The sequence below is a fragment of the Tumebacillus amylolyticus genome (genome assembly GCF_016722965.1).
Classification (GTDB): domain Bacteria; phylum Bacillota; class Bacilli; order Tumebacillales; family Tumebacillaceae; genus Tumebacillus; species Tumebacillus amylolyticus.
Window position 1 is genome coordinate 27,768 of record NZ_JAEQNB010000011.1, and the last position, 19,181, is coordinate 46,948.

At 54.6% G+C, this 19,181-nt stretch carries 22 protein-coding genes; all 22 read right to left on the reverse strand.

The features are described from left to right. Window positions 1-9 precede the first annotated feature (9 nt). Entirely contained in the window at window positions 10-195 is a 186-nt protein-coding gene (locus JJB07_RS22650; RefSeq protein WP_038092297.1) for a type Z 30S ribosomal protein S14, read from the reverse strand. A 32-nt stretch (window positions 196-227) separates the two neighbouring features. Beyond that, a complete protein-coding gene (gene rplE, locus JJB07_RS22655) occupies window positions 228-761 on the reverse strand; it encodes a 50S ribosomal protein L5 (RefSeq protein WP_201638438.1) in 534 nt (177 codons plus the stop codon). A gap of 35 nt (window positions 762-796) precedes the next feature. Then, window positions 797-1,126 (reverse strand): 50S ribosomal protein L24, encoded by a 330-nt coding sequence (rplX, locus tag JJB07_RS22660; protein ID WP_236588326.1) that lies wholly within the window; start codon window positions 1,124-1,126, stop codon window positions 797-799. 39 nt (window positions 1,127-1,165) lie between these two features. Then, on the reverse strand, window positions 1,166-1,534 hold the full coding sequence (rplN, locus tag JJB07_RS22665) for a 50S ribosomal protein L14 (RefSeq protein WP_038092292.1): 369 nt from the start codon (window positions 1,532-1,534) through the stop codon (window positions 1,166-1,168). Between the two features lie 47 nt (window positions 1,535-1,581). Further along, window positions 1,582-1,845: a 30S ribosomal protein S17 gene (rpsQ, locus tag JJB07_RS22670; protein WP_201638393.1), complete on the reverse strand. Its 264-nt coding sequence runs from the start codon at window positions 1,843-1,845 to the stop codon at window positions 1,582-1,584. 36 nt (window positions 1,846-1,881) lie between these two features. Beyond that, window positions 1,882-2,079 (reverse strand): 50S ribosomal protein L29, encoded by a 198-nt coding sequence (rpmC, locus tag JJB07_RS22675; protein ID WP_038092287.1) that lies wholly within the window; start codon window positions 2,077-2,079, stop codon window positions 1,882-1,884. Then, the gene (gene rplP / locus JJB07_RS22680; RefSeq protein WP_201638394.1) at window positions 2,069-2,503 is read right to left on the reverse strand and encodes a 50S ribosomal protein L16; all 435 of its coding nucleotides are present in this window, start codon (window positions 2,501-2,503) and stop codon (window positions 2,069-2,071) included. Before rplP ends, rpmC begins: the two co-directional genes overlap by 11 nt. Before the next feature lie 3 nt (window positions 2,504-2,506). Further along, a complete protein-coding gene (gene rpsC / locus JJB07_RS22685; protein ID WP_201638395.1) occupies window positions 2,507-3,178 on the reverse strand; it encodes a 30S ribosomal protein S3 in 672 nt (223 codons plus the stop codon). Between the two features lie 21 nt (window positions 3,179-3,199). Further along, window positions 3,200-3,541 carry a 50S ribosomal protein L22 gene (gene rplV, locus JJB07_RS22690; protein ID WP_201638396.1) on the reverse strand — a complete coding sequence of 114 codons (342 nt, stop codon included), beginning with the start codon at window positions 3,539-3,541 and terminating at the stop codon, window positions 3,200-3,202. 34 nt (window positions 3,542-3,575) lie between these two features. Beyond that, window positions 3,576-3,854 (reverse strand): 30S ribosomal protein S19, encoded by a 279-nt coding sequence (gene rpsS, locus JJB07_RS22695; RefSeq protein WP_201638397.1) that lies wholly within the window; start codon window positions 3,852-3,854, stop codon window positions 3,576-3,578. Window positions 3,855-3,887: 33 nt separating this feature from the next. Next, a complete protein-coding gene (gene rplB / locus JJB07_RS22700) occupies window positions 3,888-4,718 on the reverse strand; it encodes a 50S ribosomal protein L2 (RefSeq protein WP_201638398.1) in 831 nt (276 codons plus the stop codon). A 29-nt stretch (window positions 4,719-4,747) separates the two neighbouring features. Further along, a complete protein-coding gene (rplW, locus tag JJB07_RS22705) occupies window positions 4,748-5,041 on the reverse strand; it encodes a 50S ribosomal protein L23 (protein WP_201638399.1) in 294 nt (97 codons plus the stop codon). Beyond that, window positions 5,041-5,664 carry a 50S ribosomal protein L4 gene (rplD, locus tag JJB07_RS22710; RefSeq protein ID WP_201638400.1) on the reverse strand — a complete coding sequence of 208 codons (624 nt, stop codon included), beginning with the start codon at window positions 5,662-5,664 and terminating at the stop codon, window positions 5,041-5,043. The genes rplW and rplD overlap by 1 nt, the downstream gene beginning before the upstream one ends. A gap of 31 nt (window positions 5,665-5,695) precedes the next feature. Beyond that, window positions 5,696-6,319 carry a 50S ribosomal protein L3 gene (gene rplC / locus JJB07_RS22715; protein WP_201638401.1) on the reverse strand — a complete coding sequence of 208 codons (624 nt, stop codon included), beginning with the start codon at window positions 6,317-6,319 and terminating at the stop codon, window positions 5,696-5,698. 30 nt (window positions 6,320-6,349) lie between these two features. Further along, window positions 6,350-6,658, reverse strand: coding sequence for a 30S ribosomal protein S10 (gene rpsJ / locus JJB07_RS22720; RefSeq protein ID WP_038092258.1), 309 nt, complete (start codon window positions 6,656-6,658; stop codon window positions 6,350-6,352). Window positions 6,659-7,044: 386 nt separating this feature from the next. After that, complete coding sequence (gene tuf / locus JJB07_RS22725; RefSeq protein WP_201638402.1) at window positions 7,045-8,232, reverse strand: elongation factor Tu; 1,188 nt, start codon at window positions 8,230-8,232, stop codon at window positions 7,045-7,047. Between the two features lie 37 nt (window positions 8,233-8,269). Further along, complete coding sequence (gene fusA, locus JJB07_RS22730; RefSeq protein WP_201638403.1) at window positions 8,270-10,345, reverse strand: elongation factor G; 2,076 nt, start codon at window positions 10,343-10,345, stop codon at window positions 8,270-8,272. A 99-nt stretch (window positions 10,346-10,444) separates the two neighbouring features. Then, window positions 10,445-10,915 (reverse strand): 30S ribosomal protein S7, encoded by a 471-nt coding sequence (gene rpsG, locus JJB07_RS22735; RefSeq protein ID WP_201638404.1) that lies wholly within the window; start codon window positions 10,913-10,915, stop codon window positions 10,445-10,447. A 54-nt stretch (window positions 10,916-10,969) separates the two neighbouring features. Beyond that, window positions 10,970-11,389 carry a 30S ribosomal protein S12 gene (rpsL, locus tag JJB07_RS22740; protein WP_109691024.1) on the reverse strand — a complete coding sequence of 140 codons (420 nt, stop codon included), beginning with the start codon at window positions 11,387-11,389 and terminating at the stop codon, window positions 10,970-10,972. A gap of 109 nt (window positions 11,390-11,498) precedes the next feature. Next, window positions 11,499-11,747, reverse strand: a complete 249-nt coding sequence (locus tag JJB07_RS22745) for a ribosomal L7Ae/L30e/S12e/Gadd45 family protein (RefSeq protein WP_201638405.1) — start codon at window positions 11,745-11,747, stop codon at window positions 11,499-11,501. A gap of 204 nt (window positions 11,748-11,951) precedes the next feature. Further along, window positions 11,952-15,617 (reverse strand): DNA-directed RNA polymerase subunit beta', encoded by a 3,666-nt coding sequence (rpoC, locus tag JJB07_RS22750; protein WP_201638406.1) that lies wholly within the window; start codon window positions 15,615-15,617, stop codon window positions 11,952-11,954. A 23-nt stretch (window positions 15,618-15,640) separates the two neighbouring features. Then, on the reverse strand, window positions 15,641-19,177 hold the full coding sequence (gene rpoB / locus JJB07_RS22755) for a DNA-directed RNA polymerase subunit beta (RefSeq protein ID WP_201638407.1): 3,537 nt from the start codon (window positions 19,175-19,177) through the stop codon (window positions 15,641-15,643). Window positions 19,178-19,181: the final 4 nt, after the last annotated feature.

The following is a 19,181-nucleotide window of genomic DNA, read 5'->3' on the forward strand; positions in this document are numbered from 1 at the left end:
TTCTATCGATTACCAGCTTGCCTTCTTAACGCCCGGCAGCTGGCCTTTGTAAGCGAGTTCGCGGAAGCAGATCCGGCAGATGCCGAACTTCCGCAAAACCGAGTGCGGACGACCGCACACACGGCAACGAGTATATGCACGGGTGCTGAACTTGGGCGTACGTTGTTGCTTGACAACCATTGCTTTACGTGCCAATGTCCATACCTCCTGTTCTTTGTTTGCGGAAATTAGGCTTGACGGAACGGAGCGCCCATCAGTCGCAGGAACTCACGAGCTTCTTCGTCGGTTTTCGCGGTGGTAACGAAGATGATGTCCATACCGCGAACTTTATCAATTTTATCGTACTCCACTTCCGGGAAGATCAGCTGTTCTTTCAGACCGAGGGTGTAGTTGCCACGGCCGTCGAACGCTTTCGGAGAGATACCGCGGAAGTCACGAACGCGCGGGAGTGCGACGTTGAAGAGCTTGTCGAGGAAGTGGTACATACGGTCACCACGGAGGGTAACTTTTGCACCGATCGGCATGCCTTCACGGATTTTGAAGCCTGCGATCGATTTCTTTGCCTTGGTGACAACCGGCTTTTGACCGGAGATCAGCTGAAGGTCTTCAACAGCGGAGTCGAGGACTTTCGCGTTTGCGACAGCTTCACCAAGACCCATGTTGATAACGATCTTATCAAGCTTCGGAACTTGCATCACGGACTTGTATTCGAACTTGTTCATGAGAGCCGGAACAACTTCACCTTTGTAAAACTCTTGCATACGAGCCACGAGGATTTTCCTCCTTTCTTGCGAGATTACTTATCGAGGGATTCGCCGGACTTTTTCGCATAACGGACTTTGGAGCCGTCAGCGAGGATCTTTTTACCGACGCGAGTTGCGGTACCGGTCTTCGGATCGACGATCATGACGTTGGAAGCTTGGATCGGTGCTTCCTTCTCAACGATGCCGCCTTGCGGGTTGACCTGGTTCGGCTTGGTGTGACGCTTCACAATGTTCACACCTTCGACCAGAACTCGGCCTTCAGACGGGTAGGCTTCGAGGATCGTGCCCTTCTTGCCTTTGTCCTTGCCCGTAATGACGATGACGTTGTCACCTTTTTTCACGTGCAATTTTGCTTTTGCCATGGAGCTGCTACACCTCCTCAGGTGTTTTCGTTACCGACTTTAGAGAACTTCCGGTGCGAGAGAAAGGATCTTCATGAAGTCCTTGTCGCGCAGTTCACGAGCAACCGGACCGAAGATACGGGTACCGCGCGGGGACTTGTCTTCTTTGATGATGACAGCTGCGTTTTCGTCGAAACGGATGTACGTGCCATCTTTGCGACGAGCGCCAGACTTGGAACGAACGATGACAGCCTTTACGACGTCACCCTTCTTGACAACGCCTCCGGGCGTTGCGCTTTTCACCGAAGCGATGATGATGTCGCCGATGTTCGCGCTCTTGCGGTTAGAACCACCGAGCACGCGGAAGCACATGATTTCCTTCGCGCCAGAGTTGTCTGCTACGACCAGACGAGATTGCGGTTGAATCACGTTTGGTACCTCCCTTCAGATTGAGCTTGGGGAACCGATCTATACGATTAGAGGATGATTGCTTCCTCTACGACTTCAACCAGGCGCCAGCGCTTGTCTTTGGACAGCGGGCGGGTTTCCATGATCTTAACAACATCACCGATTTTTGCGGTGTTGTTCTCATCGTGAGCCTTGAATTTCTTGGTTACGATGACGAGCTTCCCGTAGAGCGGGTGTTTCTTTTGCTCTTCGATAGCTACAACGATTGTTTTGTCCATCTTGTCCGAAACGACTTTACCGGTACGAACTTTACGGTAGTTACGATCGCTCATCTGTGTTCCTCCTTCCTTCCACTGAGAGTCAGAGATTTAGCCGATGCCCAGTTCACGCTCGCGGAGGATCGTCTTCGCACGAGCGATATCTTTGCGCACTTCACGAATGCGCATCGGATTGTCGAGTTGACCCGTTGCCAGCTGGAAGCGCAGGTTGAAAAGCTCATCCTTGAGTTCGTTCACTTGCGTTTCGATCTCGACGGTGGACAAGTTACGGATGTCATTAGCTTTCATCTGCCTCACCACCCACTTCTTCACGTTTTACAAACTTGCACTTGATCGGCAGTTTGTGCATTGCAAGGCGCATTGCCTCACGAGCAATTTCTTCAGAGACGCCAGCCAGTTCGAACATAACACGGCCCGGCTTAACAACAGCTACCCATTTCTCCGGGGAACCTTTACCAGCACCCATACGGGTTTCAGCCGGTTTAGCAGTTACCGGTTTGGACGGGAAGATCTTGATCCATACTTTACCGCCACGTTTGATGTAACGGGTCATCGCGATACGAGCTGCTTCGATCTGGCGGTTGGTAACCCAAGCCGGTTCGAGTGCTTGCAGACCGTATTCGCCGAATGCTACAGACTCGCCGCCTTTGGTGCGACCAGCCATAGTACCACGGTGTTCTTTACGATGTTTTACGCGCTTCGGGAGCAACATGGATTACTTACCTCCTTCTTCAGCAGCTTCTTTCTTAGCGCTGCGAGTCGGCAGGACTTCACCACGGTAGATCCATACCTTTACGCCGATACGGCCATAGGTGGTGTGTGCCTCTGCGGTAGCGTAGTCAATGTCTGCACGGAGGGTGTGGAGCGGAACGGTACCTTCGGAGTAACCTTCGGTACGAGCGATCTCAGCGCCACCAACACGGCCGGAGACTTGAACTTTGATCCCTTTTGCACCTACACGCATGGTGCGTTGGATCGATTGTTTCATTGCACGACGGAACGCGATACGGCGCTCAAGTTGCTGAGCGATGTTGACCGCTACCAGTGCTGCGTTGAGATCCGGAGTCTTGATCTCAGAGATGTTCAGGTGAACGCGCTTGCCGGTCATTTGAGAAAGCGTGTTGCGGAGGTTATCAACCTCAGCGCCGCCCTTACCGATAACCATGCCCGGTTTCGCAGTGTGGATGTTCACGTTGATGCGGTTCGCTGCGCGTTCGATTTCCACGGTGGAAACAGAAGCGTCCTTCAGACGGTTCAGAACGTATTCGCGAACTTTGATGTCTTCATGCAAAAGTTCGGTGTATTCCTTCTTGTTAGCGAACCACTTGGATTCCCAATCGCGGATAATACCAACGCGAAGGCCTACGGGATTAACCTTTTGTCCCATCCTTTTATCCCTCCTTCTTGATTACTTGGTGGTTTTTTCGCCGAGTACCACGGTGATGTGGCTGGTACGCTTGTGAATACGGAACGCACGGCCTTGAGCACGCGGGCGGAAACGCTTCAGGGTCGGACCTTGGTCAACGAATACTTCGGTGACGTACAGGTTCTCGAGGTCCAGGTTGAAGTTGTGGTCTGCGTTCGCAAGAGCGGAGTTCAGAACCTTTTCAACAACCGGGGATGCAGCTTTCGGGGTGAACTTCAGGATAGACAGAGCTTCCGAAGCTTTCTTGCCGCGAATCAGATCCACGACCAGGCGAACTTTACGCGGTGCGATACGCACGTAACGAGCGACTGCTTTCGCTTGCATGTAATAACCTCCTCTCTACCGATCATATAAAAAACTAACGGCGAGACGTTTTTTCGTCAGCTCCGTGACCTTTGTAGGTACGAGTCGGAGCGAATTCACCCAGCTTGTGGCCTACCATGTCCTCGGTGACGTACACCGGAACGTGCTTACGACCATCGTACACTGCAAAGGTGTGGCCGATGAATTGCGGGAAGATCGTGGAACGGCGGGACCAGGTCTTGATGACCTTCTTGTCACCAGCAGCGTTTTGATCCTCAACTTTCTTCATGAGGTGATCATCCACGAACGGGCCTTTCTTAAGCGAACGAGACATGCGGGAACCTCCCTTCCTTATGCAATGGAGAGATTACTTCTTACGACGACGAACGATGAACTTGTCAGAAGCCTTCTTCTTCTTGCGGGTTTTCTTACCGAGAGTCGGTTTACCCCACGGAGACATCGGAGACTTACGACCGATCGGAGCGCGGCCTTCACCACCACCATGCGGGTGATCGTTCGGGTTCATTACAACACCGCGGACAGTCGGGCGCACGCCGCGATGACGGCTACGACCAGCTTTACCAAGGTTGACGAGTTCGTGGTCCAGGTTACCTACTTGACCGATGGTCGCGCGGCACTCGGAACGGATGAGGCGAACTTCGCCGGAAGCGAGACGAACGTGGCAGTACTCGCCCTCTTTTGCGAGGAGCTGAGCTTCTGCACCAGCAGCGCGAGCGATTTGGCCGCCCTTGCCAGCTTTGAGTTCGATGTTGTGGATCATGGTACCAACCGGAATGTTAGCGAGCGGCAGTGCGTTGCCGACTTTGATGTCAACGTCGGTGCCGGACTGGATGGTATCGCCAACTTTCAGGCCTACCGGAGCGAGGATGTAACGCTTTTCGCCGTCCGCGTAGTTGATCAGCGCGATGAACGAGGTGCGGTTCGGATCGTACTCGATGGTAGCGACTTTACCCGGAACGCCGTCCTTGGTGCGCTTGAAGTCAATGATGCGGTACTTGCGCTTGTGGCCGCCACCTTGATGACGAACGGTGGTTCTCCCTTGGTTGTTTCGGCCACCCTTGGAATGGAGCGGCTCGAGAAGGGATTTTTCCGGCTTATCGGTGGTAAGTTCTTCGTAGGTCAGGACCGACATGAAGCGGCGACCCGGCGAAGTCGGTTTATACTTCTTGATACCCATGGGTTTCCCTCCTTCTAAAAGGTCTTAGATTAAGCGCCTTCGAAGAAGTTCAGCGGTTTGGAATCCGAGGTAAGGGTAACAATTGCCTTTTTCCACTCGGAAGTACGGCCAACGTGGCGGCCGACACGCTTTTTCTTGGACGGAACGCGGAGGGTGTTAACTTTATCCACGGTTACGCCGAAGATATCTTCGATCGCTTTCTTGATTTCGGTCTTGTTCGCGCGGAGGTCAACCTCGAATGCGAACTTGTTTTCTTCCATCAGGTCGGTGGTGCGCTCGGTGATGACCGGGCGCTTGATGATGTCGCGCGGGTTCTTAGTCATTATGCGAACACCTCCTCGACTTTTGCCACTGCGTCTTTGGTGATGACGAGCGCGTCGTGATGGATCAGATCCAGAACGTTGATACCGGTAGCATCGACTACTTTCACGCCCGGAATGTTGCGAGCGGAGAGTGCGAGGTTCTGATCAGCATCCAGGGAGACGATCAGTGCTTTCTTCTCAACTTTCAGGTTGGAGAGGATCTTCACCATTTCTTTCGTTTTCGGAGCATCAATGCTCAGAGCGTCCAGAACGATGATCTCATTAGCGTTCACTTTGGAAGAGAGCGCAGATTTGAGAGCCAGACGGCGGACTTTCTTCGGAAGCTTGTAAGCATAGGAGCGCGGGGTCGGACCAAATACGGTACCGCCACCTACCCATTGCGGTGCACGGATCGAGCCTTGACGAGCGCGACCAGTACCCTTTTGACGCCACGGCTTGCGACCGCCGCCGCGTACTTCGGAACGGCCTTTGGTATCGTGAGTACCACGACGCAGGGACGCTTGTTGCATGACGATTGCTTCATGCAGGACGTGTTCGTTCGGGGTGATACCAAAGATGGTTTCGTTCAGTTCGAGTTCACCAACTTGAGCGCCGGTGATGTTGTATACAGCCACTTTCGGCATGAGGGTCTCCTCCTTTCCTCAAGGAATGTATTTATTTGCCGCTCTTGATAGCGGTCTTAACGGTTACGAATGCGTTCTTCGGACCCGGTACAGAGCCTTTTACAAGAAGCAGGTTGCGTTCGGTATCAACCTTGACAACTTCGAGGTTCTGAACGGTGATGCGTCCGCCACCCATTTGGCCCGGCAAGGTTTGACCCTTGAATACACGGCCCGGGTTGATGGAACCGAGCGAACCCGGACGACGATGGTAACGGGAACCGTGAGCCATCGGACCGCGGGATTGGTTGTGGCGCTTAATCGCACCAGCAAAGCCCTTACCCTTGGAAATACCGGTTACGTCGATTTCGTCACCAGCAGCAAAGACGTCTGCGCCGAGAACTTGACCGACTTCGTAAGCGGAGAGATCAACACCGCGCAGTTCGCGAACGTAGCGCTTGGGCGTGGTGTTTGCTTTCGCAGCGTGACCGGATGCCGGCTTGGTCACGTTTTTCTTATCTGCAAAACCGAGCTGGACTGCTTCGTAGCCGTCGTTCGCCAGGTCTTTCTTCTGAAGAACAACGTTCGGGCCAGCTTCGATGACCGTTACCGGAACGACGTTGCCGTCTTCGGTAAACACTTGGGTCATGCCGAGTTTGCGTCCCAAGATACCTTTCATGTGTGACACCTCCCTGAGGTCAAAAATTTATTACAGCTTGATTTCAATATCAACGCCGGACGGCAGGTCCAGACGCATAAGTGCGTCAACAGTTTGCGGGGTCGGATTGACGATGTCAATCAGTCGCTTGTGCGTACGCATCTCGAATTGCTCACGAGAGTCCTTGTACTTATGCGGAGCACGCAGGATCGTGATGATCTGCTTCTCAGTCGGAAGCGGGATCGGACCCGATACGGATGCGCCAGAGCGCTTCGCGGTATCTACGATCTTCTCAGCAGAAGTGTCGAGGATTTTGTGATCGTAAGCTTTCAAACGGATGCGGATTTTCTGTTTTGCCATATGAATTCCCTCCTTTTCGCCCATTTACTTGGACATACTCCGCAAGAATTTAACCTGATCGGTGCCGCATATGGCGAATCCGGCACTTCAGCAACCTCTTGCATCATCGCAGTCAAAACACCAGCACACAATATGAAAGTATACTACCTGAAAGCCTAAAACACAAGCACCAGAGCCGGGTGTTTCGCACTTTTATGCATAGAACTTCTTGGAAGAAGCAATCTATAAAGATGAAACACACGAGCGCGTTGTCATGGCATCAGTAGGACACTCCAATGATTCTACAGGACATAAGCCTAAAAGTCAACGTCTTCGCATAAAAAAGTCTCCATATAAAAAAAGAGCGAACTCCGAGGAGTTCGCCCTTCGTTTTTGAAGGCTGGTTGTTACGCCAGGATGGAAGCAACAACGCCTGCACCAACGGTGCGGCCGCCTTCGCGGATTGCGAAGCGGGTACCTTCTTCGAGCGCGATCGGGTTGATCAGCTCGACTTCAACGGTAACGTTGTCGCCCGGCATTACCATTTCGGTGCCTTCCGGCAGGGAAACGACGCCAGTTACGTCAGTGGTACGAACGTAGAACTGCGGGCGGTAGTTGGTGAAGAACGGGGTGTGACGGCCACCTTCGTCTTTGGTCAGAACGTAAACTTCTGCCTTGAACTTGGTGTGCGGCTTGATGGAAGCCGGCTTGCAGAGAACTTGACCGCGCTCGATGTTGGAGCGGTCAACACCGCGCAGCAGTGCGCCGATGTTGTCACCTGCTTGAGCGGAGTCGAGAAGTTTGCGGAACATCTCGATACCGGTAGCGATGGTTTTCTTGGTTTCTTCTGCGATACCGACGATTTCAACTTCGTCGCCGACTTTCAGAACGCCACGCTCAACACGACCGGTAGCAACGGTACCACGACCGGTGATGGTGAATACGTCCTCGACCGGCATCAGGAACGGCTTGTCGGTTTCGCGCTCCGGTTGCGGGATGTAGGAGTCAACAGCGTCCATGAGTTCATGGATTTTGCCTTCCCATGCAGCGTCGCCTTCGAGAGCTTTCAGTGCGGAACCTTTGACAACCGGAATGTCATCGCCCGGGAAGTCGTATTCGGTGAGCAGGTCACGGATTTCCATTTCAACCAGCTCGAGGAGTTCTTCATCGTCTACCATGTCGCATTTGTTCATGAAGACAACGATGTAACGAACGCCTACTTGGGAAGAGAGCAGGATGTGCTCGCGGGTTTGCGGCATCGGGCCGTCAGCTGCGGAAACGACGAGGATTGCGCCGTCCATTTGAGCAGCACCGGTGATCATGTTTTTAACATAGTCGGCATGTCCCGGGCAGTCTACGTGAGCGTAGTGACGAGCGCCGGTTTCGTATTCAACGTGAGCGGTGTTGATGGTGATACCGCGTTCGCGCTCTTCCGGAGCTTTGTCGATGGAACCGTAGTCCATAGCTTGAGCACCGCCGGTTTTTGCCAGAACGGTGGTGATTGCTGCGGTAAGAGTGGTTTTACCATGGTCGACGTGACCGATGGTACCAATGTTAACGTGCGGCTTGTTGCGTTCGAACTTAGCTTTTGCCACTGTAGGTCAACTCCTCTAATATCAGATAGGTTATAAATTATTCGCCTTTGGATTTGGCGATAATTTCTTGCGAAATAGACTTCGGTGCTTCTTCGAATGCATGGAACTCCATCGAGTAAACGCCGCGGCCTTGGGTACGGGAACGCAGGGAAGTTGCGTAACCGAACATTTCGGAAAGAGCTACGAAACCACGAACGACTTGAGCGCCAGAGCGTGCTTCCATACCTTCGATGCGACCACGACGGGAGTTAATGTCACCCATGATGTCGCCCATGTACTCTTCCGGAACGGTAACTTCGACCTTCATGATCGGCTCAAGGATGACCGGGTCAGCCTTTTGAGCACCAGCTTTGAGGGCCATGGAACCAGCGATTTTAAACGCCATCTCGGAGGAGTCGACGTCATGGTAGGAACCATCGATGATGGTAACTTTCATGTCGATCAACGGGAAGCCTGCGAGGATACCGTTTTGCATCGCTTCTTGAACACCATTGTCGACTGCCGGGATGTATTCGCGCGGAACTACACCACCAACAACCTTGTTCTCGAAGACGTAACCCGCGCCACGCTCAAGCGGAGTGAGTTCGAGCCAAACGTGACCGAACTGACCTTTACCACCGGACTGACGTACGAATTTACCTTCGATTTTGGTGTGCTTTTTGATCGTCTCTTTGTAAGCAACTTGCGGCTTACCAACGTTGGTTTCAACTTTGAACTCGCGTTGGAGACGGTCAACGATGATTTCGAGGTGAAGCTCACCCATACCGGAGATGATGGTTTGGCCAGTCTCTTGGTCGGTAAAGGTGCGGAAGGTCGGGTCTTCCTCTGCGAGCTTGGACAGTGCGATACCCAGCTTGTCCTGGTCCGCTTTGGTCTTCGGCTCGAGGGAGAGGGAGATAACCGGTTCCGGGAATTCCATGGACTCGAGGATAACAACGTTCTTCTCGTCGCACAGAGTGTCGCCGGTGGTGGTGTCCTTCAGACCTACAGCTGCTGCAATGTCACCGGAGTAGACGGTTTGGATCTCTTCGCGGTGGTTTGCGTGCATCTGAACGATACGGCCGATACGCTCACGCTTGTTCTTGGTCGAGTTGAGGACGTAAGAACCTGCGTTGATGGTGCCGGAGTATACGCGGAAGAAGGACAGTTTGCCGACGTACGGGTCGGTCATGATCTTGAACGCCAGAGCTGCGAACGGCTCCGAGTCAGAAGACGGACGTTCAGTTTCTTGGCCTTCATCGGTAACGCCCTTGATTGCCGGGACGTCGATCGGTGCAGGCATATAGTCAACGACAGCATCCAACATCGGCTGCACGCCTTTGTTCTTGTAGGAAGAACCGCAAAGAACCGGGATGATCTGTACGTTTACAACGCCTTTGCGCAGAGCGTTTTTGATTTCCTCGGTGGTGAATTCTTCACCTTCGAGGTATTTCATCATCAGCTCTTCGTCGAGTTCTGCAACAGCCTCAACGAGCGTAGTACGCCATTGGTCAGCTTTTTCCTTGTATTCAGCCGGAATTTCCGACTTTTCCGAGGTTTTGCCGAGGTCGTCGGTGTAGATGATTGCTTCCATGGTGACCAAGTCGATCATACCAAGGAAGTGATCTTCTGCGCCGATCGGGAGTTGGATCGGAACAGCGTTTGCCTTCAGGCGATCACGCATCATAGATACGCAACGCTCGAAGTCAGCGCCGATGATGTCCATTTTGTTGACGTAAGCGATACGCGGAACGTTGTACTTGTCCGCTTGGCGCCATACGGTCTCGGATTGCGGCTCAACGCCACCCTTTGCACAGAAAACGCCAACGGAACCGTCAAGGACGCGCAGGGAACGTTCAACCTCTACGGTGAAGTCCACGTGACCCGGCGTGTCGATGATGTTGATTCGATGACCTTTCCACTCAGCGGTGGTAGCAGCAGAGGTGATGGTGATACCACGCTCTTGCTCCTGAACCATCCAGTCCATGGTCGCTGCACCTTCATGAACTTCACCGATCTTGTGAACGCGGCCGGTGTAGAACAGAACGCGCTCGGTCGTCGTGGTTTTACCCGCGTCGATGTGCGCCATGATCCCAATGTTTCTCGTTTTATCTAACGGAAACTGACGTGCCATGATAACATCCTCCTCTCTTACGATGAATGATTAGGTATAGGAAAGGCGTTCGGACAGACCGAAACGATCCATCCGAGAACGCGCTTCAACGTACCAAACCTACCAGCGGTAGTGAGCAAACGCTTTGTTCGCTTCCGCCATTTTGTGCATATCTTCACGACGTTTCACGGAACCGCCAGTGGAGTTCGCTGCGTCCATGATTTCGTTCGCGAGCTTTTCTTCGATGGTTTTCTCGTTGCGCTTACGGGAGTAGTCAACGAGCCAGCGAATGCCGAGGGTGGTGCGGCGTTCCGGACGAACTTCGATCGGAACTTGGTAGTTCGCGCCCCCTACGCGGCGAGCTTTAACTTCGAGGACCGGCATGATGTTTTTCATAGCGGTTTCGAAGACTTCGAGCGGATCGTTACCGGTTTTTTCACGGATGCGATCAAATGCACCATAAACTGCGTTTTGAGCGGTGCCTTTCTTACCATCGTACATGAGCTTATTGGTCAGGCGGGTGACAAGCTTGGATCCGTAAATCGGATCCGGCAGAACGTCACGGCGCGGAGCAGGACCTTTACGCGACATGCAATTCGCCTCCTTTCAAGAGTGCTATAAGTTGTTTCGGCCAGGCCGAGAGAATTACTTCTTCACTTTCGGGCGCTTAGCGCCGTACTTGGAACGAGCTTGCTTACGGTCTTTAACGCCTGCGGTGTCGAGGGCGCCACGAACGATGTGGTAGCGCACCCCCGGAAGGTCTTTTACACGACCGCCGCGAACGAGAACGACGCTGTGCTCTTGCAGGTTGTGCCCGATACCCGGGATGTACGCGGTAACCTCGATGCCGTTGGTCAGACGAACACGTGCATACTTACGCAGCGCGGAGTTCGGCTTCTTCGGCGTCATGGTACCTACACGGGTGCAGACCCCACGTTTTTGCGGGGACGGCAGATCGGTTTGCTCCTTCACGAAGCTGTTGTAACCTTTTTGCAGAGCCGGAGCGGTCGATTTCTTTTCGATGCTCTTACGGCCTTTGCGAACCAACTGGTTAATTGTCGGCATGAAACTGCACCTCCTTCTCAAAGTTTCAAGTCCACAGAGCCCGGCGGCTCATTAGACGGCAAATGAAAAAGGTAAATGAGCGACTGAGATGGTTCCCAGCTCTCAGTACCTATCGTACGACGATGGCTGCGGTGGCGGCGCCAACTTCTATACCGCATGCAATCCCCAGCTCTCTCATCGTCTCAACCCATGTGATGGGAACGTGATGCTTTTCAGCAAGCAGGGCGATGCGCGAAGTCATTCGCGTGTCGGCGTCATGGGCAACGAACAGTTCGACCGCAGTCGATTGCTCGATAGCTTTGGTTGTTTGGTTGAGACCCACTGCAACGTGGTTGGCCTCTCGGATGCGGGTTAGCACTCCGGTACCATCCTCCCTAATTTGAACACCTTCTGTTACTGTTAGGCACACTACGAGATTGTAGCACCTCAACTAGGATAAGTCAACACTATATGACGGTGCTTCTGAAAAAATTCGTGCACTCAGTAGAATTGTAACCGTAGAAGAGGCGCTCTGCACGTGCAGAGCGCCACAAACTACGACGATTCTGTGACAAAAACCGAATTAGTCGGCCATCGTCTCGACGGTTTCGAGGTCGACTTTATCCAAGTCGCCGGAGGAACCGGCTGCAGAAGCAGCTTCTGCAACGGTCTCCTCCTGTTCGGTGCCGTCTTCGACCTTGATGTTGCGGTAACGGGCCATACCTGTACCTGCCGGTACCAGTTTCCCGATGATGACGTTCTCTTTGAGGCCGAGGAGACGGTCGACCTTGCCTTTGATTGCAGCTTCGGTGAGGACACGGGTGGTCTCTTGGAAGGATGCAGCAGACAGGAAGGAATCGGTCTCCAGGGACGCCTTGGTGATCCCGAGCAGTGCCGGACGGGCAACAGCCGGTTCGCCGCCGTTCAACAGAACAGGCAGGTTCGCCGTTTCGAATTCAAAGGTATCGACATAGGTGCCCGGCAGAAGCGTGGTGTCCCCTGCGTCTGCAATACGGACTTTGCGAAGCATCTGACGAACCATAACCTCAACGTGCTTGTCATTGATCTCAACGCCTTGCAGACGGTATACGCGCTGTACTTCACGCAGCAGGTACATCTGCACGCCGTGGATGCCTTTGACTTTCAGCATGTCTTTCGGGTCGATGGAACCCTCGGTCAACTCGTCGCCCGCTTCGACCACTTTGCCGACTTGAACGCGGATACGAGAGCCATACGGTACCGGATAGACTTTAACTTCCGCTTCGCCGCTGACTTCGATTTCGCGCTTGTCTTTGACTTCGCGGATTTCGGAAACACGACCGTCGATTTCGGTGATGATCGCTTGGCCTTTCGGGTTGCGCGCCTCGAACAACTCTTGGATACGCGGCAAACCTTGGGTGATGTCGTCGCCGGCAACGCCCCCGGTATGGAAGGTACGCATGGTGAGCTGAGTTCCCGGTTCCCCGATGGACTGTGCCGCGATGATCCCGACCGCTTCGCCGATCTCGACCATGTTGCCGGTTGCCAGGTTGCGGCCGTAGCACTTGATGCAAACGCCGTGCTGGGTACGGCAGGTCGTGACGGAGCGGATGTGAACGCGCTCGATGCCTGCTTCGATGATGTCACGGCCCGCTTGCTCGTCGATCAGTTCGTTGAGCGGAACGATCGTTTCGCCGGTTTGCGGGTGGACGATATTTTGGAACGCGACACGACCTACGATGCGGTCGAACAGTTCCTCGATAACTTCCTTGCCGTCACGAATTTCCTCTGCGTACAGACCTTTGTCGGTGCCGCAGTCGTCTTGGCGGACGATTACGTCTTGCGCAACGTCAACGAGACGACGGGTCAAGTAACCGGAGTCCGCGGTACGAAGCGCGGTATCGGCCAGACCTTTACGAGCACCGTGAGTCGAGATGAAGTACTCGAGGACGGTGAGGCCTTCGCGGAAGTTCGATTTGATCGGGAGCTCGATGATACGACCGGACGGATTCGCCATCAGACCGCGCATACCGGCCAGCTGGGTGATCTGCGATACGTTACCGCGCGCCCCGGAGTGCGCCATCATGTAGATCGGGTTGTAACGGTCCAAGGAAGCCATCAACACTTTGGTGATTTCATCCTTGGCTTTCGACCAGATCGAGATGACACGGTCGTAACGCTCGTCGTCGGTGATCAGACCACGGCGGAACTGGCGAGTAACGGTTTCGACTTTGTCTTCGGCTTCGCCGAGGATTCTGTACTTGTCTTCCGGAACGATGATGTCCGCGACGGAGATCGTGATGCCGGCACGCGTCGAGTATTTGAACGCGAGCTGCTTGATTCTGTCGAGGATCTCGGAGGTCATGGTGGTGCCGTAGATACGGAAGCACTCGCCGATGATCGAACCGAGGAATTTCTTGGTGACCGCTTCTTGCGGCGGGATGTCAGCGATGATCGCTTTCAAGTCCTGCCCTTTTTCAAACACGAAGAACTCATCGGACATCCCTTTGAGAAGGTTGTCGTTCTTCGAGTGGTTGATGAACGGGAAGTCGGTCGGGAAGATCTCGTTGAAGACGATCTTACCAACGGTCGTGATCAGGTACGCGCCCTGTTGCTTCTCGGTGAGGGACGTTTTGTTGACTTCCTTCGCTTGGATGAGGATACGAGTGTGCAGAGAAATCTGACGCTCGTCGTATGCCAACATCGCTTCGTTCGCGGAACGGAAGACGCGACCTTCGCCCTTGAGACCCGGACGGTCCATGGTCAGGTAGTACGAGCCGAGGACCATGTCCTGCGTCGGGGTAACGACCGGTTTGCCGTCCTTCGGGTTGAGGATGTTGTGTGCCGCCAGCATCAGCAGGCGTGCTTCCGCTTGTGCTTCTGCAGACAACGGTACGTGGACGGCCATTTGGTCACCGTCAAAGTCCGCGTTGTATGCGGTACAAACGAGCGGATGCAGTTTGATCGCACGACCTTCGACGAGGGTCGGCTCGAACGCTTGAATCCCCAGACGGTGAAGGGTTGGTGCACGGTTCAAGAGAACCGGGTGTTCCTTGATAACGTCTTCGAGAACGTCCCAAACTTCAGCAGAGACGCGCTCTACTTTGCGTTTCGCAGACTTGATGTTGTGTGCGAGACCTTTGGCGACGAGCTCCTTCATGACGAACGGTTTGAACAGTTCAAGCGCCATCTCTTTCGGCAGACCGCACTGGTACATACGCAGGTGCGGACCGACGACGATAACGGAACGACCGGAATAGTCAACGCGCTTCCCGAGCAAGTTCTGACGGAAACGGCCTTGCTTACCCTTGAGCATGTGCGAAAGGGATTTGAGCGGACGGTTCCCCGGTCCTGTGACCGGACGACCGCGACGACCGTTGTCGATCAGCGCATCGACCGCTTCTTGCAGCATGCGCTTCTCGTTTTGCACGATGATGTCCGGAGCGCCCAGGTCGAGCAGGCGCTTCAGACGGTTGTTCCGGTTGATGACGCGGCGGTACAGGTCGTTCAAGTCGGAGGTTGCGAAACGACCCCCGTCCAGTTGAACCATCGGACGCAGTTCCGGCGGAATGACCGGGAGCACGTCGAGGATCATCCAAGACGGATCGTTGGAAGAAGCGCGGAACGCTTCCATAACTTCCAGACGCTTGATCGCACGGTTGCGGCGTTGGCCTTGTGCGGTCTTGAGCTCTTCTTTCAGTTGCACAACTTCTTTCTCGACTTCGACTTGGAGCAGAAGCTTTTTGATCGCTTCTGCACCCATGCCGGCTTCGAATGCATAGCCGTACTTCTCACGGTAGGAGCGGAACTCCTTCTCGGAGAGAAGTTGCTTGTATTCCAGCGGGGTTTCACCCGGAGAGGTGACCACGTAGGAAGCAAAGTAGATGACTTCTTCGAGCGAGCGCGGGCTCATGTCGAGCACGAGGCCCATACGGCTCGGAATGCCCTTGAAGTACCAGATGTGAGAGACGGGGGCCGCCAGTTCAATGTGGCCCATCCGTTCCCGACGGACTTTTGCACGGGTGACTTCGACGCCGCAGCGATCGCAAACTACACCCTTGTAACGTACGCGCTTGTATTTGCCGCAATGGCATTCCCAGTCGCGGGTCGGTCCGAAGATTTTTTCGCAGAACAGACCTTCTTTTTCCGGTTTCAGGGTCCGGTAGTTGATCGTCTCCGGCTTCTTGACTTCCCCGTGAGACCACGAACGGATCTTCTCCGGGGATGCCAGACCGATCTTCATGTACTCAAAGTTGTTGACGTCCAACAAGGGGCCTACCTCCCTTTTCGTACTTACTCTTCGCCGACTTCACGCGCGCTCAGATTCAGGTTGAGCTTCTCACCCGAATCGTCTTCTTCGTCGCTCTCACGCATGACGATTTCTTGCTCGTCTTCGGAGAGGATCTTGACGTCCATGCCAAGCGATTGCAGTTCTTTGATCAAGACTTTGAACGATTCCGGAACACCAGGTTCCGGGACATTCTCGCCCTTTACGATCGCTTCGTAGGTCTTCACGCGGCCGACCACGTCGTCCGACTTGACAGTGAGGATCTCTTGGAGGGTGTACGCGGCACCGTATGCCTCAAGCGCCCAGACCTCCATCTCCCCGAAGCGCTGACCACCGAACTGTGCCTTACCACCGAGCGGCTGCTGGGTGACGAGGGAGTACGGACCAGTGGAGCGTGCGTGGATTTTATCGTCGACCAGATGGTGCAGTTTCAACATGTACACGCAACCAACGGTGACGCGGTTTTCAAACGGATCGCCGGTGCGCCCGTCGTACAGGACTTGCTTGCCGTCACGCGGCAGGCCGGCTTCTTCCAAGGTGTCGAACACATCGGACTCACGCGCGCCGTCGAAGACCGGCGTCGCCACGTGGATGCCGAGGAATCGAGCAGCCATCCCCAAGTGGGTTTCAAGTACCTGACCGATGTTCATCCGCGACGGAACGCCCAGCGGGTTCAGTACGACCTGTACCGGGGTGCCGTCGGAGAGGAACGGCATGTCTTCTTCAGCCATGATGCGGGCAACGACACCCTTGTTACCATGGCGACCTGCCATCTTGTCACCTTCGGAGATTTTGCGCTTCTGCGCGATGTAGACGCGCACAAGTTGGTTGACGCCCGGCGGCAATTCGTCGCCGTTGTCGCGGGTAAACACTTTGACGTCGACGATGATGCCGGCGCCACCGTGCGGGACGCGCAACGAGGTGTCGCGGACTTCGCGAGCTTTCTCGCCGAAGATCGCGTGCAGGAGGCGTTCCTCCGCCGTCAGTTCGGTAACACCCTTCGGCGTTACTTTCCCGACGAGGATGTCGCCAGCGTCGATCTCGGCACCCACGCGGATGATACCGCGCTCGTCGAGGTTCTTCAGCGCATCGTCGCCAACGTTCGGGATGTCGCGGGTGATTTCTTCCGGTCCGAGCTTGGTGTCGCGAGCTTCTGCTTCGTATTCCTCAATGTGGAGGGACGTGTACACGTCTTCCTTCACCAGTTTTTCGGAGAGCAAGATCGCATCCTCGTAGTTGTAACCTTCCCAGGTCATGAACGCAACGATGACGTTCTTGCCCAGTGCGAGTTCCCCGTTGTCGGTCGCCGGACCGTCCGCGATGATCGTGCCCTTGGTGATGGTTTCACCTTGTTGAACGATCGGACGCTGGTTGATACAGGTCCCTTGGTTGGAACGGGTGAACTTGAGGAGCTTGTATTTGTGCAGGTCGCCGTTGATCAGGCGGCCATCGACCACTTTCTGTTCACGCACCCAAACTTCGTTTGCACCCACGCGCTCAACGAGACCGTTGTGACGCGAGACCACGGTGGAACCGGAGTCCTTGGCTGCTTTGTGTTCCATCCCGGTGCCGACAAACGGAGCGGCCGGCTTCAGGAGCGGAACGGCTTGGCGTTGCATGTTGGAACCCATCAGCGCACGGTTGGCATCGTCATTCTCAAGGAACGGGATGCAAGCCGTTGCAACGGAGACGACCTGACGCGGCGAGACGTCGATGTAGTCGACGCGCTCCGGCGCGAGCAGCAGGGTCTCTTCCTTGTAGCGAACGACAACTTGCGGGTCGATCAAGGTGAGGAGTTCATCGGTCGTTGCATTCGCCTGTGCGATTACGTAGTTGTCCTCTTCGTCAGCCGTCATGTAGTGGACGACTTCAGTGAGGCGTTGGTTCTCCGGGTCTACTTTGCGGTACGGAGTTTCGATGAAGCCGTACTCGTTGATCCGCGCATAGGTGGAAAGGTAGTTGATCAGACCGATGTTCGGGCCCTCCGGGGTCTCGATCGGGCACATACGGCCGTAGTGAGAGTGGTGGACGTCACGAACTTCAAAGCCTGCGCGCTCACGGGTCAGACCGCCCGGGCCGAGTGCGGAGAGACGACGTTTGTGCGTCAGTTCCGCCAGCGGGTTGGTTTGGTCCATGAACTGCGAGAGCTGCGAGGAACCGAAGAATTCCTTGATCGCAGCGATGACCGGACGGATGTTGATCAGCGCTTGCGGCGTGATCGCGTTCGCGTCTTGGATGGACATACGCTCACGAACAACACGCTCCATACGGGAGAGACCGATGCGGAACTGGTTGGTGAGCAATTCACCGACCGAGCGCAGACGACGGTTCCCGAGATGGTCGATGTCGTCGGTGTTGCCGACGCCATGCAACAAGTTCATGAAGTACGAGATCGACGCCAAGATGTCGGACGGCGTGATGTGCTTCACGTTTTTGTCAACGTTGGCATTGCCGGTGACCTTGATCACTTTGCCGTCTTCACGCGGCGAGAAGATCTTGATCTCCTGCAAACGGATGTTCTCTTCCTCAACGACGCCGGAAGTGGACTTGTAATCCACGTAGTTCACAGCGTTGTTCTCAAGCGCCGGCAAGATCTTGTCGAGCAAGCGACGGTCGAGGACAGCCCCCGCCTCTGCGATGATCTCTCCGGTCGACGGATCGATCAGCGTCTCAGCCAGGCGTTGGCCGAGCAGACGGTTCTTGATATGTAACTTCTTGTTGATCTTGTAGCGGCCGACGTTTGCGAGGTCGTAACGCTTCGGATCGAAGAAGCGGGAAATCAGCAGGTTACGAGCATTCTCCAGCGTCGGCGGTTCGCCCGGACGCAGACGCTCGTAGATTTCGAGCAACGCTTTCTCGGTGGTCTCGGTGTTGTCTTTGTCCAGCGAGTTGCGCAGGTACTCGTCTTCACCAAGCAGGTTCAGGATCTCAGCGTCAGTGGAGAAGCCCAATGCGCGCAAAAGCACCGTCACGGGGATCTTCCGCGTACGGTCGATGCGGACATAGATAATGTCCTTCGCGTCGGTCTCCAACTCCAACCAAGCACCACGGTTCGGGATGACGGTCGCAGTGTACGCCTTCTTCCCGTTTTTGTCGATCTTGGTATTGAAGTAGACGCTTGGGGAACGAACCAGCTGGGAAACGATGACACGCTCGGCACCGTTGATAATAAATGTACCGGTATCTGTCATCAGCGGGAAATCACCCATGAAGACTTCCTGCTCTTTCACTTCACCGGTCTCGCGGTTGATCAAGCGGACCTTCACACGCAAAGGCGCAGCGTACGTTACGTCGCGCTCCTTCGACTCATCGACCGAGTATTTCGGATCGCCCAGGCTGTAATCCACGAATTCCAGGACCAGGTTCCCCGTAAAGTCTTGAATCGGTGAGATGTCTTGGAACATCTCCTTCAAACCTTCGTCAAGAAACCATTGATAGGACTTTTGCTGGATCTCGATCAGGTTCGGCAGTTCCAATACTTCTTCGAGGCGCGCATAGGTTCTGCGTTGCCGTTTGCCGTATTGCACTAGTTGTCCCTTCAAATCT